The following is an 18,819-nucleotide window of genomic DNA, read 5'->3' as shown; positions in this document are numbered from 1 at the left end:
AGGTGAGGCGATGATGGAAGTGCCGGTTGTTGTGCATCCACGTGTGAGCGCGCGTCATCCTGAGATCGAGGAGGAAGATACGATTCATGCCTGGGTGTATGCAGTCGAATGCGCCGAACGCGTGGACTCTCCGTACTGGCCCGCATACGCAGCACTGGGATACGACAGGAACGGGAGACTGCTCGAACTCCTTGCCGCGCTCCAGGAAGACGGCAGCATTCTCATCTATCACGCGATGACTCCACCTTCAAAGAAAATGATGACCGAAATATTTGGACCTGAGAGGAGAGGGCAATGAGCAAGAAGCAAGAGGGGACCTACCGTCTCGCGGGAGGGATCACCGTTACCGACGCTGATCTTGAAGCAGATGCTCAGCGCTTCGAAGCGGGCGAATGCGACGGATCGTGGAAGGTCCTGCCGGGTCGTCCGCAGCTCTTCGGTGAGGATACGATGCCGGTCGGCACGCGCCTGCCGGAATCCTTAGTTCGAGAGCTCGACGAGGCTGCCGGGGAACTCGGACAAACTCGCAGTGAGCTTGTGCGTCGTTTCATTTCTGACGGCCTGCTGGCGCTGAAGGCATAAAGCAGTGCGGATCTCCTGAAAGCAGAGCCCAGGAGATCCGCACCGTCACCGCCGCTGCTATGTGCGTGGAGCACCCGACGCGCTCAGGCCGCGAGCCTTGTCAGCGTGCCGTGCTTGAGTTCGTAGATCGTGTCCACGTAGGGGAGGATCGAGCGATCGTGGGTCACCATGATGGCGCACTTGTGGGTGGACTTGACTTCCTTGCTGATCAGCTGCGCGATCTCCTGGCCGCGATCCGGGTCCAGGCTCGCCGTCGGCTCATCGGCCAAAATTAGCTGCGGGTTGCCTATGAAGGCGCGCGCGATGGCCGCGCGCTGCTTCTGCCCGCCCGACATCTGGCGCGGGTACTTGCGATACGACTCCTCGATACCCAGGTTTGTCATGAGGGAAAGTACCTCCGCGTGGCGCTTATGCTTGTCCTTCTCGCCCTTGAGCTTGGCAACCAGTTCAAGTTGGTCGCCGATCCTCATGTAAGGCAGCAGCTGGTGATCCTGGAAGATGAAGCCAAGGAGTTCCAAACGCTTACGCGTCCACTGCCTCTGGCTCAGCTTGGTCAGATCCTGTCCGGCGATGCTGATGCTCCCCTCGTCGGCCGACAGAAGCAGTCCCGCGATGGATAGCAGGGTGGACTTACCGGAACCGGAGGGTCCCAGGATCGCCACGAATTCGCCGTTGTCGACGCGTAGGTTCAGCCCGCTGAGCACGTGGTGGATCTCGTCGCCGTCGGCGTAGGACTTTCCGATGTTGTCCAGTTCGATGATCGCCATTTTATTCTCCGTTTCCGCCGATGACGTCGATGGGGTCCACCTTCTTGATCTTGAGTAGCGACAGCGCGCCGCACAGGATCGAGGTCACGACGAAACTCACCGCGACTATCACGGTGTCCGAGAGCGTCATGATGGACGGGACGGTACTTGGCAAGAATGGGGCCGCGAGAGCCGCCAGGCCCAGCCCGATCGTCATGCCGATCAACGAAATGATCGTCAGCTGAGAGATCTGGATGTAGGTGATGGTCCGCATCCGCATGCCGATTGCCTTCAACACGCCGAATTGCCGTAGCTTCTGAAGAGTCAGGATGTAGAAGAACACGCCGAGGATGGACGACGAGGCCACGAGAAGCACCCAGGTGATCATCTTCAAGGTCAGGTTCTGAGCCTTGTATCCGGGAATCTTGTCGATAACCTGCTCGCGATCGGCCGCCATCAGGTCGCTGGACAGATCGTCGGCCATTACCTCCTTCGCGGTGACGATCGTCTGAGCCTGCCACTGGTAGTTAGGGTCGGTCTTCGTGCGCATCGCCGCATAGGTCTGCGAGGACACGAAGCCGATGTCGCTGTAGCCATAGTTGGCGTTCTTCGCGAAAGCAACGACGGTCAGCGCCTGCTCGGACATCTTGTCGATCACCTGGTCGCCCACGCGGATCCCCTCGTCCTCAAACGCGCGATCCAGGATGACCTCGTTCTCCTTGAGTTCGGACGCGCTCACGTCGGAGTCGATGACCGCGGGCTCGAGAGTGCCGTCCTCGTTATGGTCTGTCGCGAAGTAGGTGATGTCCAGGGTGTTGGAGTCATCGCTGCGGGTGATGGCGGCTCGCTGGATGACTAGGCCTGCGTAGTCCGACAAGCCGCGAGCTTCCAGCTCCTCGATGTCCTCTTCCGTCACGGACGAATAGGGGATGACGCCCTCGGAGTCCGTCGACAAGATGTACGTCGCGGACCCGTAGTTCTGGATCTGCGCGGATACGGAGGATGCGAGGCCGTTGGTAAGGCCGGAGAGGAACACGACCATGAACATGAGCGTGGCGATCAGAAACTCAATGAGAATGAACTTCTTTGGTTGGTATTTAATTTCGTTCCACGCTATTTTCATGTGTGAGCTCCATTAGGGGGCGCAGGGTGTCGGTCCACCACTGTATGTGCCCGACAGTGATACGCAACTGTATCACGGTAGTTTTGACAGGTGCGCGATGTCGTCTCATGAAATCGCCGAGGAAGTGCGTCTTTGTGACAGGACGCATGCTGACACAGAGAGGAAAGGTGCGGGCGGGGACCCGTTGGTCCCCGCCCACGCCTCGTCGCCGGCCCCGCCCGCACGGGGGCGGGGCCGCGGTTCAGTCGGTCATGAAGTGGCGCTCGTCCAGGATCTGGGCGCCGGAGCCCACCAGGGAGGGCAGGTGCTCGTTGGCGTGGTGGCCGCAGAAGAACAGCTGGCCCCCCGAGGGCATGGTCGCGCGAACCCACGCGCGCGCGCCGCACACGTCGCAGCGATTCCCCGCGTTCAGCTGAGGCCCGTCCAATGCGGGGCGTTCAAGAGTCCATGCGTTCATGTTTCCATCACACACCATGACAGTGCCCCCGCGCACCCCTGTTCACCGGCGGCGCAATCTGGCCACCGCCCGCCCAACGTTCGCGGTGGGGGAGAATCGGGCCGCCGCCGCGAGTGTCCACGTGCCCCCGAAACAGCGCCCATCAGTGCAAAGCGACCGATGCCTCGCCAAGCGTGGAAAGCGTCCCAGAAGCCGCGCCACGCCCGCAGAGGGCCACAAACGAGGACACGGGCACCTATGATGCACCACGTGACTCCTACCGACGCATCCGACTACAACGCGCGACACCTCTCGGTCCTCGAGGGGCTTGAGGCCGTGCGCAAGCGCCCCGGCATGTACATCGGCTCCACCGACCACCGGGGCCTCATGCACTGCCTGTGGGAGATCATCGACAACGCCGTCGACGAGGCCCTTGAGGGGTACTGCGACACCATCGACGTGCGCCTGCACCCCGACCACTCCGCCTCCGTCGCAGACAACGGGCGCGGCATTCCCGTCGACATCGTCCCCGGCCAGGGTCTGACCGGCGTCGAGGTCGTCTACACCAAGCTCCATGCGGGCGGCAAGTTCGGCGGCGGCTCCTACGCGGCCTCCGGAGGTCTCCACGGCGTCGGCGCCTCGGTCGTCAACGCCCTCTCCGCCCGCCTCGACGTCCAGGTCGACCGCGGCGGGAAGACCCACGAAATGTGCTTCCGCCGCGGCGAACCCGGCGAGTTCGACGACTCCAAGCAGCGCACCCCCAACTCGCCCTTCAGGCCCTTCGTGGACGGTTCGACCCTCAAGACGGTGGGTAAGGTGAAGAAGTCGCAGACCGGCACGCGCGTGCGATACTGGGCAGACTTCCAGATCTTCCCCGCCACCGAGGGCTTCTCCTGGGAAAACCTTCTGGCGCGCGCCCGCCAGACCGCGTTCCTCGTCCCCGGCCTGACCATCAACTGCTACGACGAGCGCGGCGACGAGGAAATCACCGAGAGCTTCCGCTTCGACGGAGGAGTCGTCGACTTTGCCAACTGGCTCGCCAACGACGGCGCCGTCACCGACACCTGGCACATCACCGGGTCCGGCACCTACTCCGAAACCGTTCAGGTCCTTGACCCCGAGAGCGGGCACCTGCGCGCCACCGAGGTCGAGCGCACCTGCGACGTCGACGTTGCCCTGCGGTGGGGCATCGGATACGACACGAACCTGCGCTCCTTCGTCAACATCATCGCTACCCCCAAGGGCGGCACCCACGTCGCAGGCTTCGAGCAGGCCGTCCTGAAAACCCTGCGCGCCGCCATCGATAAGAATGCCCGCAAACTCAAGGTCGGAGCCAAGGACGGGCGCCCCGAGAAGGACGACGTGCAGGCCGGAATGACGGCCGTCGTCACCGTGCGCTTCCCCGAACCGCAGTTCGAAGGCCAAACCAAGGAGACACTGGGGACGCCGCAGATCCGCACCGTCGTCAACCGCGTCGTCACCGACTGGCTGAAAGCAAAGTTCGCCTCCTCCAAGCGCGACGACAAGCAGCAGACCTCCCTGCTCATGGAGAAGGTCGTCGGCGAGATGAAGGCCCGCGTCTCCGCGCGCATCCACAAGGAGATCTCCCGCAAGAAGAACGCCCTGGAAACCTCCTCCCTGCCCGCCAAGCTCGCCGACTGTCGCCTCGAAGACGTCGCCGAAACCGAGCTCTTCATCGTCGAGGGAGACTCCGCCCTGGGCACGGCCAAGGCCGCGCGCAACTCCCACTACCAGGCGCTCTTCCCGATCCGCGGCAAGATCCTCAACGTTCAGAAGGCATCCACCGCCGACATGCTGGCCAACGCCGAATGCGCCAACATCATCCAGGTCATCGGCGCCGGGTCGGGCCGCACCTTCGACCTGTCCCAGGCCAGGTACGGCAAGGTCATCCTCATGACGGACGCCGACGTGGACGGCGCCCACATCCGCACCCTCCTGCTCACCCTCTTCTTCCGCTACATGCGCCCCATGATCGAGGCCGGGCGTATCTACGCTGCCGTCCCGCCCCTGCACCGCATCGAAGTGGCGGGCAAGGGCCGCAAGAAACGCGAGTACGTCTACACCTACTCCGAGGACGAGCTGCACCGCAAGCTCGCCTCCCTGCGCCGCTCGGGCCGCACCTGGAAGGAACCCATCCAGCGCTACAAGGGCCTGGGAGAAATGGATGCCGACCAGCTGGCCGAGACGACGATGGACCGTGCCCACCGCTCCCTGCGTCGCATCACCCTGGCCGACGAGGAGGCCCTGCGCCAGGCCGAGGACGTCTTCGAGCTCCTCATGGGATCCACCGTCGGCCCGCGCCGAGAGTTCATTGTCGAGGAATCTGCGGGCCTGGACCGCATGCGCATCGACGCCTAGAAAACCGGCGAGAAATCCCGGGCGCACACGCGTGTGCGCCGCCGGTGTGACTAAAGGCCCGAACAGCCGGTAGGATGTCGGCATGACAGGACTTGCGCAGCGACTCACGCCGCCCGGGTCCGTCCCGTACCCGGGCAACCACCTCGGGTTGCGCTGGCGGCCCATGATCGGCCGCGACGCACCCGCGGTGTACGCGCTGATCTCGCTCATCGAACGCGACGACGACGCCATCCGCCGCACCAGCGTCGACGACATTGCCGACATGATGGAAGGCGAAAACGGGCGCGACTGGGTGGACACGATCGTGGGCCTGGATGCCAAGCAGAGCATCTGCGCGGTCGCCTCCGTGCGCGTCCTGCGCGGCATTCACGAGGCGGCCACCGCCATCGTCAGCGCCTACATCCACCCCCACTGGCGCGGCCGTGGCGTCGGCCGCGCCCTCCTGTACTGGCAGGACGGGCGCGCCCGCCAGATGCTGGTCGAAACATTCGGAGCGGACTCCGAGGTCCCCGCCTCCATCTCCAACCTCGTCGACGCGCACATGACCGACCGGCGCCGCCTCTACATCGCCGCCGGGTTCTTCGCCAAACGCATCTACCAGGTCATGTACCGCGACCTGGCCGGAGGCGAGGTCGCGCCGCAGGCTCGCCACGGCTACCGCATCCTTCCGTGGAACCGCGTGGCCCAAGACCAGATCCGTGCCATCCACATGGAAGCATTCCAGCAGGCGTTCCGCTCCCCGCTGCGCTCCCTGTGGTGGGACGACGCCATGAACCACTTCGACCCGCGCTGGTCCTTCGTCGCCGTGGACGCAGGCGGCGACGTCGTCGGCTACGCGATGACGGGGCGCCCCGCCCAGCGCTGGGTGGCAACGGGCCGCCCCGAGGCCTACATCTACCTGCTCGGCGTCGCCGAGGCACACCGGGGCCGGTCGGTCGCCAGCGCGCTCGTGGGGAACACGGTCGCCGCCGCATCGGCCTCGGGGGTCTCACGCATCGGCCTCGACGTCGACCTCTCCGGCCCGGATGGCGCGCACAGCATCTACGAGCATCTCGGTTTCGTTGACGAGTCAGCCGAGGTCTACTACACGATCAACCAATAGCCCGGAAGGAGGCGAGCATGAGCATTCCCCTCGCGCAGCGAGCCGATGCCCCCGAGTTCGTTCCCCTGCCGGGTGAACATCACGGCATCGAGTGGGAGCCCCTGACGGGGGCACACCACGGCGCCCTGGCCGCGCTCTTTGCCCGCATGGAGGCCCGCGACAACCCTCCCTACCGCACCAGCGCGGAGGAGGTGGAGGAAATGCTCTCCTCGGCCTCGCAGTGGAGAGGCCTCGTGGGCATCGTCAGACGAGGCCTGGGGGCCGGACGCATGGTCGCCTTCGCCCAGGTGGTCCTGCGCTTTCCCGGCCGCGCCGAGTGCGTGTGCGTGGGCGGGGTTGACCCCGACTTTCGAGGCATCGGCCTGGGAAGCGCGATCGTGGACTGGCAGGAGGGAACGGCCCGCCAGATGCTCTCCGAGGTGGAGGGGGACGGCCCCGCCCAGATCAGCTGCCACGTGGAGTCCGGCCAGGACGATCTCGAGGCGCAGCTCAAGGTTCACGGCTTCCGCTGGGCGCGCACCTACTACGAGCTGCGCGCGTCGCTGGCCGATCTGCCGCCCGTGCCCGACCTGGGATCCTACATGAGCATCGAGGCCTGGGGCCCGCAGTGGGAGGAACCCGCACTGCGCGCCGCGAACCGGCTCAACGAGTCCGAGTGGGGGCGCCCCCCGCTCACCCAGGAACAGTGGATGCACGGACGTACGGCGTTTGCCCCCGAGTGGTCATTTGTCGCCGTGGATCGCACCGGTGATCGCCCGCGCGTCGCCGGCTTCCTGCTGGCCTCACGCTACGAGCAGGATTGGGTCGCCCTGGGGTGGCGCGAGGGCTACATTGACCAGCTCGGTGTCCTCTCCGCGTGGCGCGACAGCCGCGTCGCCGACGCGCTGATCCTGGCCTCGATGTGGGCCCAGCGCCGCGATGGCATGGACCGCGCCGCGACGGGGGTGGGCTCGGCCAACCATACGGGCGTGCTCGCCGTGTACGACTATCTGGGTTTCCGCACGGTCGGGCAGACGCGGCTCTACGCGATCGAAGTGTGACGCTCGTTTCACATAGTGGATGCTTTTTGGGGGCCTCCCCTGTGTAAGAGCTTACAGCTATTAGGTGTGGGTCGGCGCGTTGTTGGTAAACGGCGCCACGTGGGGCAGTATCCCGCAGAGGTCCTAATTGTCTGATCAATTAGTTTTCTAGGCTCGCACCAGAGGCCCCAGTCGGCCTCGGCGCCACGCGCGTCCCAAACCCACACAGTGCGGAGACACTATGACCACGAAGCCGTCAGCACCACCCACATCCATTCCGCCATTGGTCATTCGAAGTGCCATCGTCGCCTCCCTCGGCGGTCTGCTCTTCGGCTTTGACACGGCCGTCATCTCGGGTGCAGAAGAGAAACTCACCAAGCTGTATGCCCTATCCTCCACGGGCGAGGGCATGATCGTCGCCATTGCGACCATCGGAACGATCATCGGCGCGATCATCGCCGGTAAGCTCGCCGACCGATTCGGCCGTAAGCCCGTTCTCTTCTGGATCGGCATTCTCTTTGGCGTCGGTGCCCTGGCGACCGCCCTGGCCCCACTTCCGACGCTGACCCCGCTTGGGGACGGAAAATTCGAGGCGTCTTCCTCCTTCCCGATCACGTTCTTCATGCTGTTCCGCTTCCTCGGCGGCATCGGCGTCGGACTGTCCTCCGTGGTCGCGCCCATCTACACCGCCGAGATCGCCCCCGCTCGCGTGCGCGGGCGCCTGGTCGGCTTGGTCCAGTTCAACATCGTCTTCGGTATCCTCCTTGCCTACGCCTCCAACGCGATCATCCGCGAGATCGCACACGAGGACATCGCCTGGCGTTGGATGCTCGGCGTCATGGCCGTCCCGGCCGTCTTCTTCCTCATCTTCCTGGCGACCGTTCCCGAGACGCCTCGCTGGCTCCTGGCCAACGGTCGCGAGGAGCGGGCCGTGAAGATTTCTGAACGCCTCACCACCTCTCGGGCAGAGTTCGACGAGCAGATCGCCGAGATAAAGGCGCAGATCGCCGAGGATGCTTCCGGCGGCAAGGTTGCCTTCTTCACGCGCCGCTACCGCAAGGTCATCCTCATGGCCTTCTGCATTGCGATGTTCAACCAGCTCTCCGGCATCAACGCGATCCTCTACTACGCTCCCAAGGTTATGAGGCTCGCCGGCGGCGAGGAGGTGCTCGGCGCGGCATTCCCCTACGTTGCCTCCGTCATCGTCGGCCTCATGAACCTGATCACCACGATGGCTGCCCTCACCGTCATCGACAAGCTGGGTCGGCGCCAGCTCATGATCGTCGGCTCCATCGGCTACCTCATCTCGCTTGGCTTCCTGTCGGCAATCATGTTCGCCTACAAGGGGGGTGTCTTCGAAGAAGGCAGCGCCGTTCCGGTCTGGCTGATTCTTGTCGGCCTGCTCGCCTTCATCGCCTCGCACGCCTTCGGTCAGGGCTCGGTCATCTGGGTGTTCATCTCGGAGATCTTCCCCAACCGCGTGCGCGCCCGCGGCCAGTCTCTGGGGTCGCTCACGCACTGGGTGTTCGCCTTCGTCATTACCTACGCGTTCCCCGTGCTCGCGGATAAGCTGGGCGGGGGTTTCGCCTTCGGAATCTTCTTCCTGGCCATGATCGGTCAGCTATTCTGGGTCCTGAAGGTTATGCCCGAAACGAAGGGCATTCCTCTGGAAGAAATGGAAGAGAAGCTGGGGTTGACGAATGACTAGGATCGTGAACATTGGTGAAGCGCTCATCGATGAGATTACTCGCCCAAACACCGCCCCCGTCGAGGTCGTCGGCGGCTCGATGCTCAACGTTGCGGCCGGCTTGACCCGCCTGGGTCATGACTGTGAGCTAGCCACCTGGTTCGCGGACGACGCGCGCGGCGCGAAGGTGCGCGAGCACGCGCAGAACGCCGGGGTGACCCTGACCCCCGGCAGCGACGCGGCCGAATTCACCACGGTCGCGCACGCCTCGCTGGACGAGCGTGGCCGCGCCACCTACGAGTTCGACCTGTCGTGGGATGTGCCCGCTGTCAACGACCCAGACACGGTCGGTCACGTGCACACGGGCTCCTATGCGGTCGCCGTGCAACCCGGCGGCGAGAAGGTCCTAGCCGCGGTCAAGCGCCAGGCCATCCGCGGCACGGTCTCCTACGACCCGAACATTCGACCCGCGCTGCTGGGCACGCCCGACGAGGCGCGCCCCCACGTTGAGGCCATCGTTGCCCTCGCGGATGTCGTCAAGGCCTCCGACGAAGACCTCGAGTGGCTCTACCCGGGCCGTCCCGTCGAGGACGTGATCCGCGAGTGGTCCCAGTCGGGTCCGGCACTGATCGTGTGCACCCGAGGTCCGTGGGGCGTGTACATCAAGACCGAAGCCGAGCGCGACATGCTCGTCGTCGACCCCCTTGACGTTGAGCTCGTGGACACGGTGGGCGCCGGGGATTCCCTGATGGCGGGCCTCATCTCCGGTCTGCTGGATGCCGACCTCCTGGGGTCCGGCGAGGCGAAGCAGCGCCTGCGCGAGGCGTCGTGGGACCAGATCCTGCCCGCGATCCACCGCGGCATCGTCACCTCCGGCATCACGATCCTGCACGCGGGCGCCTACTCGCCCACGCGCGAGGAGGTTGCCTCCGTCCTGGCCGCGGACCCGAAGCTGCGCGGCTAACGGCGCATTTGCACGCGCGGGCGGGGGCCCGGCCACGTGGCCGGGCCCCCGCCGTGTCGGCCACGCGCCGACGCGCCCGCGCCTGGAGCCGCTCCATGAGGTGCCTTGGCCGAGGGACACGATCGCACGGGCGTTGCGAAGCTATCACGCAGGCGTTGGAAACTCAGGGGCCGTCGCAGATATCGGGGCAGCCACGTGCGAGCTTGTCATTTCGCGATCCTGACCATATGCTTGCTGTCGTCCCACGACGCGCCGCGCGTACTGCACGGCGCGAGTTCTTCCAGGAGGTAGCCAGTGGCCGACGTCCTGCGCAGGCAGAAGAAGCGCTTCGTGAAGTTCCAGGGCAACGTCGACACCGCCGCCGAGGCATTCACCGCCGCCGAGGCGGGAAACCAGGAGGAATTGGCCCGAATCCTCGCCGCAATGGAGCGGGCGCAGGGCGGAGCTCCCGCCCCGCCCACCGATCGCCACCACCCGCTGTGGGGTATCAACGGAGGCCCCGGCAGCGAGTCGGCCCTCGCCGCCCGCCTGGGAGGGGCCGGCGTGCTCGGGGCGGGGGCCCTCGGCCTGGGCCGCGCGGCGCGCATGGGAGCGGCGGGACTGACAGGATCGGGCCAGGTGGGACTGTCCGGAGCGGGGGCACTGCGAGTGGGGTCCTACTCGGGCCCGGGCTACGGCGCCTATAGGGCACCGACCGCGGGCGGCCCCGGAGTAGGTGGGACGACCGGGGTGCCCGGTGGTTCCAGCGGCCCCGTCGCCGCAGGCAGGGGAGCCGCTCAAGGAGCCGGAGGCTACATGGGAGGCAGCGGAGCCGGAGCGGGCGCCGGCAAGGACGAGAAGAAGAAGCCCCGTCGCAAGTACACGCCCTTCCGCGTGGACGACTGCGAGGACGGAATCCCGCCCGGCTACGTCAACCCCCAGTCGCAGACCTAAGGCTCCGATCGCGACATCGCGCCCGCCCCCAGGAAGGACGATGGATGGGACCCGCGCCAATGGTGACCTTGACGACAACGAGATGGCCCGGGCGACGGAGTGGGGGCTGCGCCGCGCTGGCGGCCGCGCTCGCGTGTGCGGGTGCCTTCCTGCCCGCACCCCCCGCGCGCGCCACCGATCCGATCACCGCCGCCGACCAGTCCTACTTCGCCTACTACCACCTGGACCAGGCGCGCGCCAAAGGATACACGGGCAAGGGTGTGACCATAGCAATGCTGGACGGCGAGGTGGATACCGGAGCTGTGGAGCTCTCCGGGGCTTCAATCTCTGACAAACCGCAGTGTACGGTCACCTCGTCACCACACTCCAAAGGCCACGGAACGTCAGTTGCTTCGGTTCTTGTATCAAGTGCTTACGGCATCGCACCCGAAGCGACCTTGTTGACCTATCGAACGGCATCGACGGAAGACGGTGACCAAGCGTCCTCCGACTGTCAGGTTGGTTCACAGCTCGACAAGCATAAGTACGCGTGGCTGCTCAATGCTGCCATGAACGACGGTGCCCAGATCATCAACCTCTCGGCATCAAGCCACTCACACAGCGACGAGTTGAAATGGACTATCGCTCGTTCCATGTCCCAGGGCGCCATCATCACCGCGGCGGTGGGCAACGACGCGCAGGACGATAACGATGCGGCGCTGTCGAAGTGGTCCGGCGTCGTCGGCGTGAGCGCGATCGGCGTCGACAGCGCGAGGCAGGACTACTCCTCCTGGGGGCAGGGCGTCACAGTAGCAGCAATCGGAGGTCCCCTGTCCGTTCATGACTACGGCACTGGACGAGTCGCTCAGGTATCGGGCACATCTGTCTCTGCCCCCATCGTCGCAGGCGTGCTCGCCCTCGCACGCCAAAAGTGGCCCAACGCCACCAGCAACCAGCTCCTCCAGCTCCTCGTCACGACGGGACTCAACCCCGACCACGGGTGGAACCAGTACACGGGCTACGGCGGCATCGACCCCGGCGCGATCCTCAACACCGACCCCACGCAGCTGCCCGACGAGAACCCCCTGGCCGACAAGGGAGGCGGAAGCAGCCCCACCCCGGGCGAGGTGCGCCAATACGCCGACGGCCTCGTGGATCCCACCGAGATCGTCAACGACAACTCATACACCTACCGGGGGATAGACGAAACCACGCTCAAGAACCCCGCGAACGGCTACCCGACCCACATCGGAACCAGCCCGAGCTACCACGCCAAGTAGGACGATGAGGGGCGGCCGTTCCCGTCCGATGGCCCCTCACGCGGAGCTCGCAGCGAGAACCTCAGCCGATCGACGCGATCGCGAAGGTGATCGGCACGCCCGAGCCGTCGCGGCGCTCGTCCTCGGTCGGCAGCTCGATGGGGGAACCATCCGCAGAAGCGGCGCGTGCCGGCTTCGTGCCCACCCACGCGATGTCGAGCCGATCCTCCCCGCGCAGGAAACGCTGGCAGCGCACCCCCTGGCCGCCGCGCCCCTTCGCCGGGTAGCAATCGAAGGGCGTGACCTTCACGGTCGTCTGCCCCGTGCCCGGCAGCGCCCCCAGCGCCGCCGCCACCGTCACCACGACCGCGTCAATGGGAGCCTCTACCACCCAAAAACCCAGGGCCTCGGCTCCCGCGTTTAGCTTCATGCCAGCCATCCCGCCTGCGGTGCGCCCCTGCGGGCGCACCTTCGCCGCCGACGTGCGCAGCAGCTGGGCATCCGACGAGATGAACACCAGGTCCGCGTCGTCGCTGCACCGATCGAAGCCCACCAGGCGATCCCCGTCCTCCAGGGCGATGACCTCCCACTCGTCTCGCTGGAGCACGTCCGGGCGCAAGCGCTTGACCGTGCCACGGGCCGTGCCCATCGCCACGACATCCGTGCCGTCGGGATCCAACAGGCCGACCGGCGCCGAATCCGTGTGCAACAACAACTCCGAGGGCATCGCCGCGGCCAGAGATAGGCCCGTGTCGAAACGGGGGAGCGCAGGCAGGTCAACCACGTCGATGCGGTGCGCGATGCCGTCCTGGGTGACGACGGCCACCTGGGAGCGCACCGAGGACGCCAGCTGCGCGCGCCACCCGTCCGAGGCGGCCCGCGGACCCGGCTCCAGCGGTTCCCCGCCCTCGACGCGTGCGAGGGCGCCCGACGAGGACAGGACCACCACGCACGGGTCGTCCGGAATCTGCAGGTCCAGGCCCTTGCCCGAACGCGACACCGACGGCAGCGCAGCCAGCGCTGCGTCGTCGGCACCCGCACCCACGGGGGCTCCCGTCGACGCCAGCAGCAGGGTGCGCCGGGGAGTGCCGAGGCGATCGGAGACCTCGCGCAGCTCCTTCTTCACCAGGGCACGCAGCAGCTCCGGATCGTCCAGGATTTCGCGCAGCTGGGCGATCTTTACCAACAGATCGTCACGCTCGGACTCCAACTCGATGCGCGAGAACTTCGTCAGGCGCCGCAGCCTCAGCTCCAGGATGTAGGTTGCCTGAGCCTCGGACAGGTCAAACGCCGTCATCAACCGCTCGCGGGCCACCTCGGCATCGTCGGACGAACGAATGATTGCGATCACGTCATCGATGTCGAGGATCGCGACCAGCAGGCCCTCCACCAGGTGCAGGCGATCCTCGCACTTACCCAGCCGGAAGCGACTACGACGCGTCGTCACGTCCAGGCGATGATCGAGGAAGACCTGAAGTATCTCCTTGAGCCCCAGCGTGCGCGGCTGTCCGCCCACCAGCGCGACGGCGTTGATCGAGAAGGAATCCTCCAAGGGGGTGCGCTGATACAGCTGCTGGAGCACCGCCTCCGGGTTGAAGCCGTTCTTCACCTCGATCACCAGGCGAAGCCCGTGGACGCGGTCGGTCAGGTTCTGCACCGACGAGATGCCCTTCAGGCGCCCCGCGCTGGCGTTCTCCTTGATCTTCTCGATGACCTTCTCCGGCCCCACCATGTAGGGCAGCTGGGTGACAACGATGCCCATCTTGCGCGCCGTCACCCGCTCGATCTGCACCTTCGCCCGCGTCTTGAACGCGCCGCGCCCCGTCTCGTAGGCCTCCTTGATACCGTCCAAGCCCACGATGACCCCGCCCTCGGGCAGGTCAGGGCCGGGAACGTAGCGCATCAGGTCGGCGACGCTCGCCGAGGGATGATCCAGGAGGTGAATCGCGCCGGCGATGGCCTCGCAGAGATTGTGCGGCGCGATGTTGGTGGCCATGCCCACCGCGATGCCCGACGCGCCGTTGACCAGGAGCTGGGGGAACGCGGCGGGCAGCACGTCGGGCTGCATGAACTGATTGTCGTAGTTGGGCACGAAGTCGACGGTGTCCTCATCCAGACCGGTCACGAGATCCACAGCGGAGGGGGCCATGCGCGCCTCCGTGTAACGCGCAGCCGCCGGGCCGTCGTCCAGGGAACCGAAGTTGCCGTGCCCGTCCACCAGGGGAACCCGCAGGTTGAAGGGTTGGGCGAGGCGCACCAGGGCCTCGTAAATCGCGGAATCGCCGTGAGGGTGAAGCTTGCCCATGACCTCGCCGACCACGCGCTGGGACTTCACGTGCCCCTTGTCGGGGCGCAGCCCCATCTGATCCATCTGGAAGAGGATGCGACGCTGAACGGGCTTGAGCCCATCGCGAGCATCGGGAAGGGCGCGGGCGTAGATGACCGAGACCGCATACTCCAAGAAAGACCCGCGCATCTCCGCCGAGACATCGATCTCGGAGATGTTCTCGTCCGCCTCGGGAATATCAACGACATGGTCCTTCTTAGCCATACGCGCAATTATTGCGCGGCCGGACGTTCATTTCGACTGCCGCGCCGCTTCGGGGCACAATTGGTGGATGGACACATGGACCCGTATCGAACGCGGCGGCTTCTACCCCCGGGCAGTCAAGAGCGCGCTGCGTCGGGCGCTGGGAGGCGCCGAACCTCTGGCCACCCTGTGCCAGGTCGACACGGGCTTCGACCGCGGCGCGGTCTTCCGACACCTGACCATCGCCTCGCTCACCGAACGAGCGATCATCCAGCTGCACGTGGACGAAATGGAAGGCGGGTCGGTCTCCATTGCGACGGCCGTGCGCCGCGCCAGCGACATCGCCGGATATTCCACGATGGAGGTCTACGCGGACCCCGAGAACGCCTCCGGGCTCACCGAGATGACGATTGCCCTGGACCTGGGAGGAGCGAGGCGCCTCGAGATCGAAGCCGCGCAGTGCGAGGATCCCCACTGCGTGGCCGACCACGGCTTCACCGGCACCTCTTTTCCCGACGACATGACCTTTCGCATCTCCGCCGCCGCCGATGGCCAGGACGCACTGGCGGAAGGCCTCGCATTCGTCGAACGGATCGCGCACCTATCCGGCACCCGCAGCCGGGCGGAGGGCGCGCAATGAGTGCCATGGGAACGCTGAACCTGCCCGGCGCCGATCTTCCGGGAGCCGCCGACCCGGTCATCACCGACGTCATCCCGGCGTCCCTGTGCGCCATCGACCCCTCCCTGCCCGGAGCCGACCAGCGCGCCGCCCGGAACCTGGGCATCGAGCCGGGTGCCAGCCAGCTCCTCCTCATCCTCGTCGACGGCCTCGGCTACGAGCTGCTGCTCGACCACATGGGGCACACGCCCGTGCTGCGCCGCGTGCGCGAGGACATCCGCTCCATCCACACGGTGGTCCCCTCCACGACGGCGGCCGCGATCACCGCCTTCGGGACAGGGGAGCGGCCCGGAGCCACCAACATGGTGGGCTTCTCCGTCGCATACGGCTCCGGCGTCATGAACCTGCTCGCCATGCAGGGAGGGCCCGCGCCCGCCACGTGGCAGCCGAAACCCACGTTCTTCGAGCGCCTCGCCGAGCGGCAGGTTGACTCCGCCGTCATCTCACCGGCGAGATTCGCGGGCTCGGGGCTGACGGGGGCAGCCCTGCGCGGCGCCCGCCACGTGGCCGCCGAATCCCTGAGCGAGCGCGTCAACGCTGCGCTCGCTCAACTGCGCGCGGGCACGCCCCTCGTCTACCTCTACTGGTCCGAGATCGACCACGCGGGGCACGACGCCGGCGTCGGATCCGAGGAGTGGATCGCCCAGCTCGAAGAGTTTGACTCCGGGCTCTCCTCGCTGCTGCGCCGCCTTCCCGCCCGGGTACGCACGGTTGTGACCGCCGACCACGGCATGATCAACGTGGAGTCGACCAGCCTCATCGACGTCGCTCACACGCCCATCCTGCGCGACGGCGTGCGCATCGTCGCCGGAGAGACGCGCGCGGTCCACGTACACGCCGAGGAGGGGCAGGGCGCCCGGGTGGAAGAACGCTGGCGCGAGACGCTGGGCGAGCGGGCATGGATCCTGTCAGGGCCAGACGTGAGCGCGCTCATCGGTGCAGGCGACGGCGCGAACGTCATCGGCGACCTGCTGGTCCTCGCGCGCGGACGAGGCGGCGTCGTCGACTCTCGCACGCAGAGCGCGTCGGCCATCGCGATGCCGGGCATCCACGGGTCCCTCACGTCCGCAGAGATGCGAATCCCGGTGGTCGTCCTGTCCTGACGCGCCCTACGGCTTAGATCCGAAGAGGATCTCATCCCAGCTGGGGACCGACCGGCGCCCCTTCTTTGATGCGGGGCGAACCATCCGCGTGGGAGCCGCCGCCTGGGCGGCCACCGAGCCGGTAGTCGGCGGCTCCCCCGCATCGGTCGGCGAGGCATCCTCGGGGGATACCGCCCGCATCGGAATGGCCGGTGTCTCGGGTTCCTCCGCGGCCGCGTCGGGGGAAGAAGGCTCCGACAGCCACGGCAAGACCCCCTGCGAGACCGCGTGCCCGGGCGCGGCATCGTCCGGCGCCGGGCGCGCCGCGGGGGGCTCGGGAGGAGCAGGAGAGGAAGCGGCCTCGGCTTGGTCGCTCGGCTCTCCCTTCGTGCGCGCCGAGGCCAGCGAGTAGATGCGCGCCGAAATCGGGCCAGTCGACGCCTCGGGTTCCCGTTCCTCGGGCTCGGGCGCGGAAATCGCAGCCAGGTACTCGGCTTCCTCGTCCTCCTCCTCACCCAGGTCAACCTCGACCCTCTGGCGCTTGCCGCGGGCGGCGTTGAGCTGGTCGACAAGGGCCTCGCGGGCACGCAGATCCTCCCCACCCGGATCGGGAGCGGCCGCGCGCGGCAGCGGAGTGAAGATCGAGGCGGTGGGGGAGGAGGACACCTGCTCGGTAAGCCACTGCGCCTCCTGGTCGATCGCCTCGAGCGTGCCCGAGGCCGACAAACTCCAGTGCGCGGCGTGCTCAGCTGCCCCCTGCACGAAGGTCACGGCGATCTGCCACGGTTCGGACACCTCGCGGGTCGCCGACCACTCCAGCGACGAGGGATCCACCCCGCGCGCTGCCAGGCGATCGAGAACCAGGTCGCCCATGGTCGGCCCTCCCTCGCCGATGCGCACGGCGCGCGCACGCGTGAGTGCATAGTCCTTCTCCGCCTGGACGGGGGCCTCGAAACGCTCCACCGCGCCCGCGTCCATCCCGTGCTGCGCCGCGATCTCTTCGGGGGTCGCGCCCGCCCGAAGGAGTGCCTGAATGTCGCGAGGAGCGAGCGTGGGACGCGTCGGGGCGACCTCGATCCGAGGCCGGTCGCGCCGCGTGGCGCCGCGGAGCTCGTCCGAGATCAACACCGAGTAGCGTTCTCCCTGTGCATCGGTCAGCACCAGGGACTCGCCATCGGCGCTGGTCCCGAGCAATTCGAGCTCAATCATCGATTCCTCCTCTTACGTCCTGGTCGAATCGTCTCAAATTATGCTGACAATGTCGCGTAGCCGTGCGCGTGTCACCCATACGATGGCACATTAGTCGAACAAGTGTTATCCTCCCTGCCCATAGGCCACTCGCGCAATCCGGCTCGAGGGTGAAAGGGGAATACCATGGCAACCGATTACGATGCGCCACGCAAGAATGAAGACGAGGTCGCAGAGGACTCGATCGAAGAACTCAAGTCGCGCCGCAACGACGCAGGCTCCTCCGAGATCGAGGAGGACGAGAACGAGGCCGCCGAGAACTTCGAGCTTCCCGGAGCGGACCTGTCCAAGGAAGAACTCACCGTTCACGTCGTTCCTCGTCAGGACGATGAGTTCACGTGCTCGCAGTGCTTCCTCGTCCATCACGCCTCACAGCTTGACCACGTGGACGAAAACGGTGCCCCCGTGTGCACCGAGTGCGCGCTCTAAGGCAGGACAATGTTCGGACGCAAGAAGAAGACAGCACCGAGCGAGGTCGAGCAGGTGGAGGAACTGCCTCGCCTTGCCGACGAGGACGCCGATATCTGGAGCGAACCCGGCCCCCGAAACTACGGAGAGGTCGACACCTCCGAAGGCTACATCGACATGGGAGCCATCCTGTTCCCCGCCGTTCAGGGAATGCAGCTGCGCACCCAGGTCGCGGACGACGGGACGACCGTCCTGCAGATCCTCGTCGTCCTGGGCAACTCCGGCATCCAGATGAGCGTTGCGGCCGCGCCGCGCTCCGGAGGGGTGTGGGAGGAGCTGCGCGAAGAGATTCGCAAGGGCTTCGAGGAACAGAACGCCAAGGTTGCCGACATCCGCACCCGCTACGGCGACGAGCTCCTCGTCGACATGCCCATGCAGATGCCGGACGGGCGTTCGGCGACCTCGCGGATGCGCATCCTGGGGCGCGAAGGAGACCGCTGGTTCGCGCGCATCGACATCCTCGGACCCGCAGCCGCGAATGCGGAGGTCGGCGTCGACATCGAGAAGGTCATCGACCGCATCGTTGTCCACCGAGACGACCATCCGCGCACGCGCCTGGAGCTGCTGCCCGTCCGCCTTCCCGTCGGCGCGCAGGAAGCCTGA

The 18,819-nt window shown here is 66.4% G+C and carries 18 protein-coding genes; 13 read left to right on the top strand and 5 right to left on the bottom strand.

All coding sequences use genetic code 11. The annotated features are described in order from the left end of the window. The first annotated feature begins 10 nt into the window (after positions 1 to 10). Entirely contained in the window at positions 11 to 298 is a 288-nt protein-coding gene (locus NQK35_RS04035; protein WP_048740365.1) for a hypothetical protein, read from the top strand. Beyond that, positions 295 to 582, top strand: a complete 288-nt coding sequence (locus NQK35_RS04030; protein ID WP_048740362.1) for a ribbon-helix-helix domain-containing protein — start codon at positions 295 to 297, stop codon at positions 580 to 582. Before NQK35_RS04035 ends, NQK35_RS04030 begins: the two co-directional genes overlap by 4 nt. A gap of 83 nt (positions 583 to 665) precedes the next feature. On the opposite strand, the gene NQK35_RS04025 is transcribed toward NQK35_RS04030, so the two are convergent. From NQK35_RS04025 to NQK35_RS04015, 3 genes are all read right to left on the bottom strand, one after another. After that, entirely contained in the window at positions 666 to 1,349 is a 684-nt protein-coding gene (locus NQK35_RS04025) for an ABC transporter ATP-binding protein (RefSeq protein ID WP_048740359.1), read from the bottom strand. Between the two features lies 1 nt (position 1,350). Then, positions 1,351 to 2,451, bottom strand: a complete 1,101-nt coding sequence (locus NQK35_RS04020; protein ID WP_048740356.1) for an ABC transporter permease — start codon at positions 2,449 to 2,451, stop codon at positions 1,351 to 1,353. A gap of 241 nt (positions 2,452 to 2,692) precedes the next feature. Continuing rightward, entirely contained in the window at positions 2,693 to 2,908 is a 216-nt protein-coding gene (locus NQK35_RS04015; protein WP_257114612.1) for a DUF7455 domain-containing protein, read from the bottom strand. Positions 2,909 to 3,145: 237 nt separating this feature from the next. On the opposite strand from NQK35_RS04015, the gene NQK35_RS04010 reads away from it, so the two are divergent. From NQK35_RS04010 to NQK35_RS03980, 7 genes are all read left to right on the top strand, one after another. Beyond that, on the top strand, positions 3,146 to 5,266 hold the full coding sequence (locus NQK35_RS04010; RefSeq protein WP_257114611.1) for a DNA gyrase/topoisomerase IV subunit B: 2,121 nt from the start codon (positions 3,146 to 3,148) through the stop codon (positions 5,264 to 5,266). A gap of 163 nt (positions 5,267 to 5,429) precedes the next feature. Next, on the top strand, positions 5,430 to 6,368 hold the full coding sequence (locus tag NQK35_RS04005) for a GNAT family N-acetyltransferase (RefSeq protein WP_009211694.1): 939 nt from the start codon (positions 5,430 to 5,432) through the stop codon (positions 6,366 to 6,368). Between the two features lie 17 nt (positions 6,369 to 6,385). Then, a complete protein-coding gene (locus tag NQK35_RS04000) occupies positions 6,386 to 7,408 on the top strand; it encodes a GNAT family acetyltransferase (protein ID WP_048740349.1) in 1,023 nt (340 codons plus the stop codon). Between the two features lie 220 nt (positions 7,409 to 7,628). Then, positions 7,629 to 9,095 carry a sugar porter family MFS transporter gene (locus NQK35_RS03995; RefSeq protein WP_257114610.1) on the top strand — a complete coding sequence of 489 codons (1,467 nt, stop codon included), beginning with the start codon at positions 7,629 to 7,631 and terminating at the stop codon, positions 9,093 to 9,095. Beyond that, the gene (locus tag NQK35_RS03990; RefSeq protein WP_048740344.1) at positions 9,088 to 10,038 is read left to right on the top strand and encodes a carbohydrate kinase family protein; all 951 of its coding nucleotides are present in this window, start codon (positions 9,088 to 9,090) and stop codon (positions 10,036 to 10,038) included. Before NQK35_RS03995 ends, NQK35_RS03990 begins: the two co-directional genes overlap by 8 nt. Positions 10,039 to 10,332: 294 nt before the next feature. Next, positions 10,333 to 10,971: a hypothetical protein gene (locus tag NQK35_RS03985; protein WP_426693591.1), complete on the top strand. Its 639-nt coding sequence runs from the start codon at positions 10,333 to 10,335 to the stop codon at positions 10,969 to 10,971. 44 nt (positions 10,972 to 11,015) lie between these two features. Next, entirely contained in the window at positions 11,016 to 12,230 is a 1,215-nt protein-coding gene (locus NQK35_RS03980; protein WP_257114609.1) for a S8 family peptidase, read from the top strand. A 61-nt stretch (positions 12,231 to 12,291) separates the two neighbouring features. Here the strand turns inward: NQK35_RS03980 and NQK35_RS03975 are convergent, their stop codons facing one another. Then, positions 12,292 to 14,760: a DNA gyrase/topoisomerase IV subunit A gene (locus NQK35_RS03975; RefSeq protein ID WP_257114608.1), complete on the bottom strand. Its 2,469-nt coding sequence runs from the start codon at positions 14,758 to 14,760 to the stop codon at positions 12,292 to 12,294. A 67-nt stretch (positions 14,761 to 14,827) separates the two neighbouring features. Between NQK35_RS03975 and NQK35_RS03970 the strand changes: the two genes are divergently transcribed. Beyond that, positions 14,828 to 15,379, top strand: a complete 552-nt coding sequence (locus NQK35_RS03970; RefSeq protein WP_257114607.1) for a DUF5998 family protein — start codon at positions 14,828 to 14,830, stop codon at positions 15,377 to 15,379. After that, complete coding sequence (locus NQK35_RS03965) at positions 15,376 to 16,521, top strand: alkaline phosphatase family protein (protein WP_257114606.1); 1,146 nt, start codon at positions 15,376 to 15,378, stop codon at positions 16,519 to 16,521. Before NQK35_RS03970 ends, NQK35_RS03965 begins: the two co-directional genes overlap by 4 nt. Before the next feature lie 6 nt (positions 16,522 to 16,527). Here the strand turns inward: NQK35_RS03965 and sepH are convergent, their stop codons facing one another. Next, positions 16,528 to 17,709, bottom strand: coding sequence for a septation protein SepH (gene sepH / locus NQK35_RS03960; protein ID WP_257114605.1), 1,182 nt, complete (start codon positions 17,707 to 17,709; stop codon positions 16,528 to 16,530). Positions 17,710 to 17,874: 165 nt separating this feature from the next. Between sepH and NQK35_RS03955 the strand changes: the two genes are divergently transcribed. Together NQK35_RS03955 and NQK35_RS03950 are read left to right on the top strand one after the other, a co-directional pair. Continuing rightward, positions 17,875 to 18,177, top strand: a complete 303-nt coding sequence (locus NQK35_RS03955; RefSeq protein ID WP_009211683.1) for a DUF4193 domain-containing protein — start codon at positions 17,875 to 17,877, stop codon at positions 18,175 to 18,177. A gap of 9 nt (positions 18,178 to 18,186) precedes the next feature. Further along, positions 18,187 to 18,819 carry a DUF3710 domain-containing protein gene (locus NQK35_RS03950; RefSeq protein ID WP_257114604.1) on the top strand — a complete coding sequence of 211 codons (633 nt, stop codon included), beginning with the start codon at positions 18,187 to 18,189 and terminating at the stop codon, positions 18,817 to 18,819.

The organism is Schaalia odontolytica, assembly GCF_024584435.1.
Classification (GTDB): domain Bacteria; phylum Actinomycetota; class Actinomycetes; order Actinomycetales; family Actinomycetaceae; genus Pauljensenia.
This window is presented reverse-complemented; position numbering and strand designations above follow the sequence as displayed.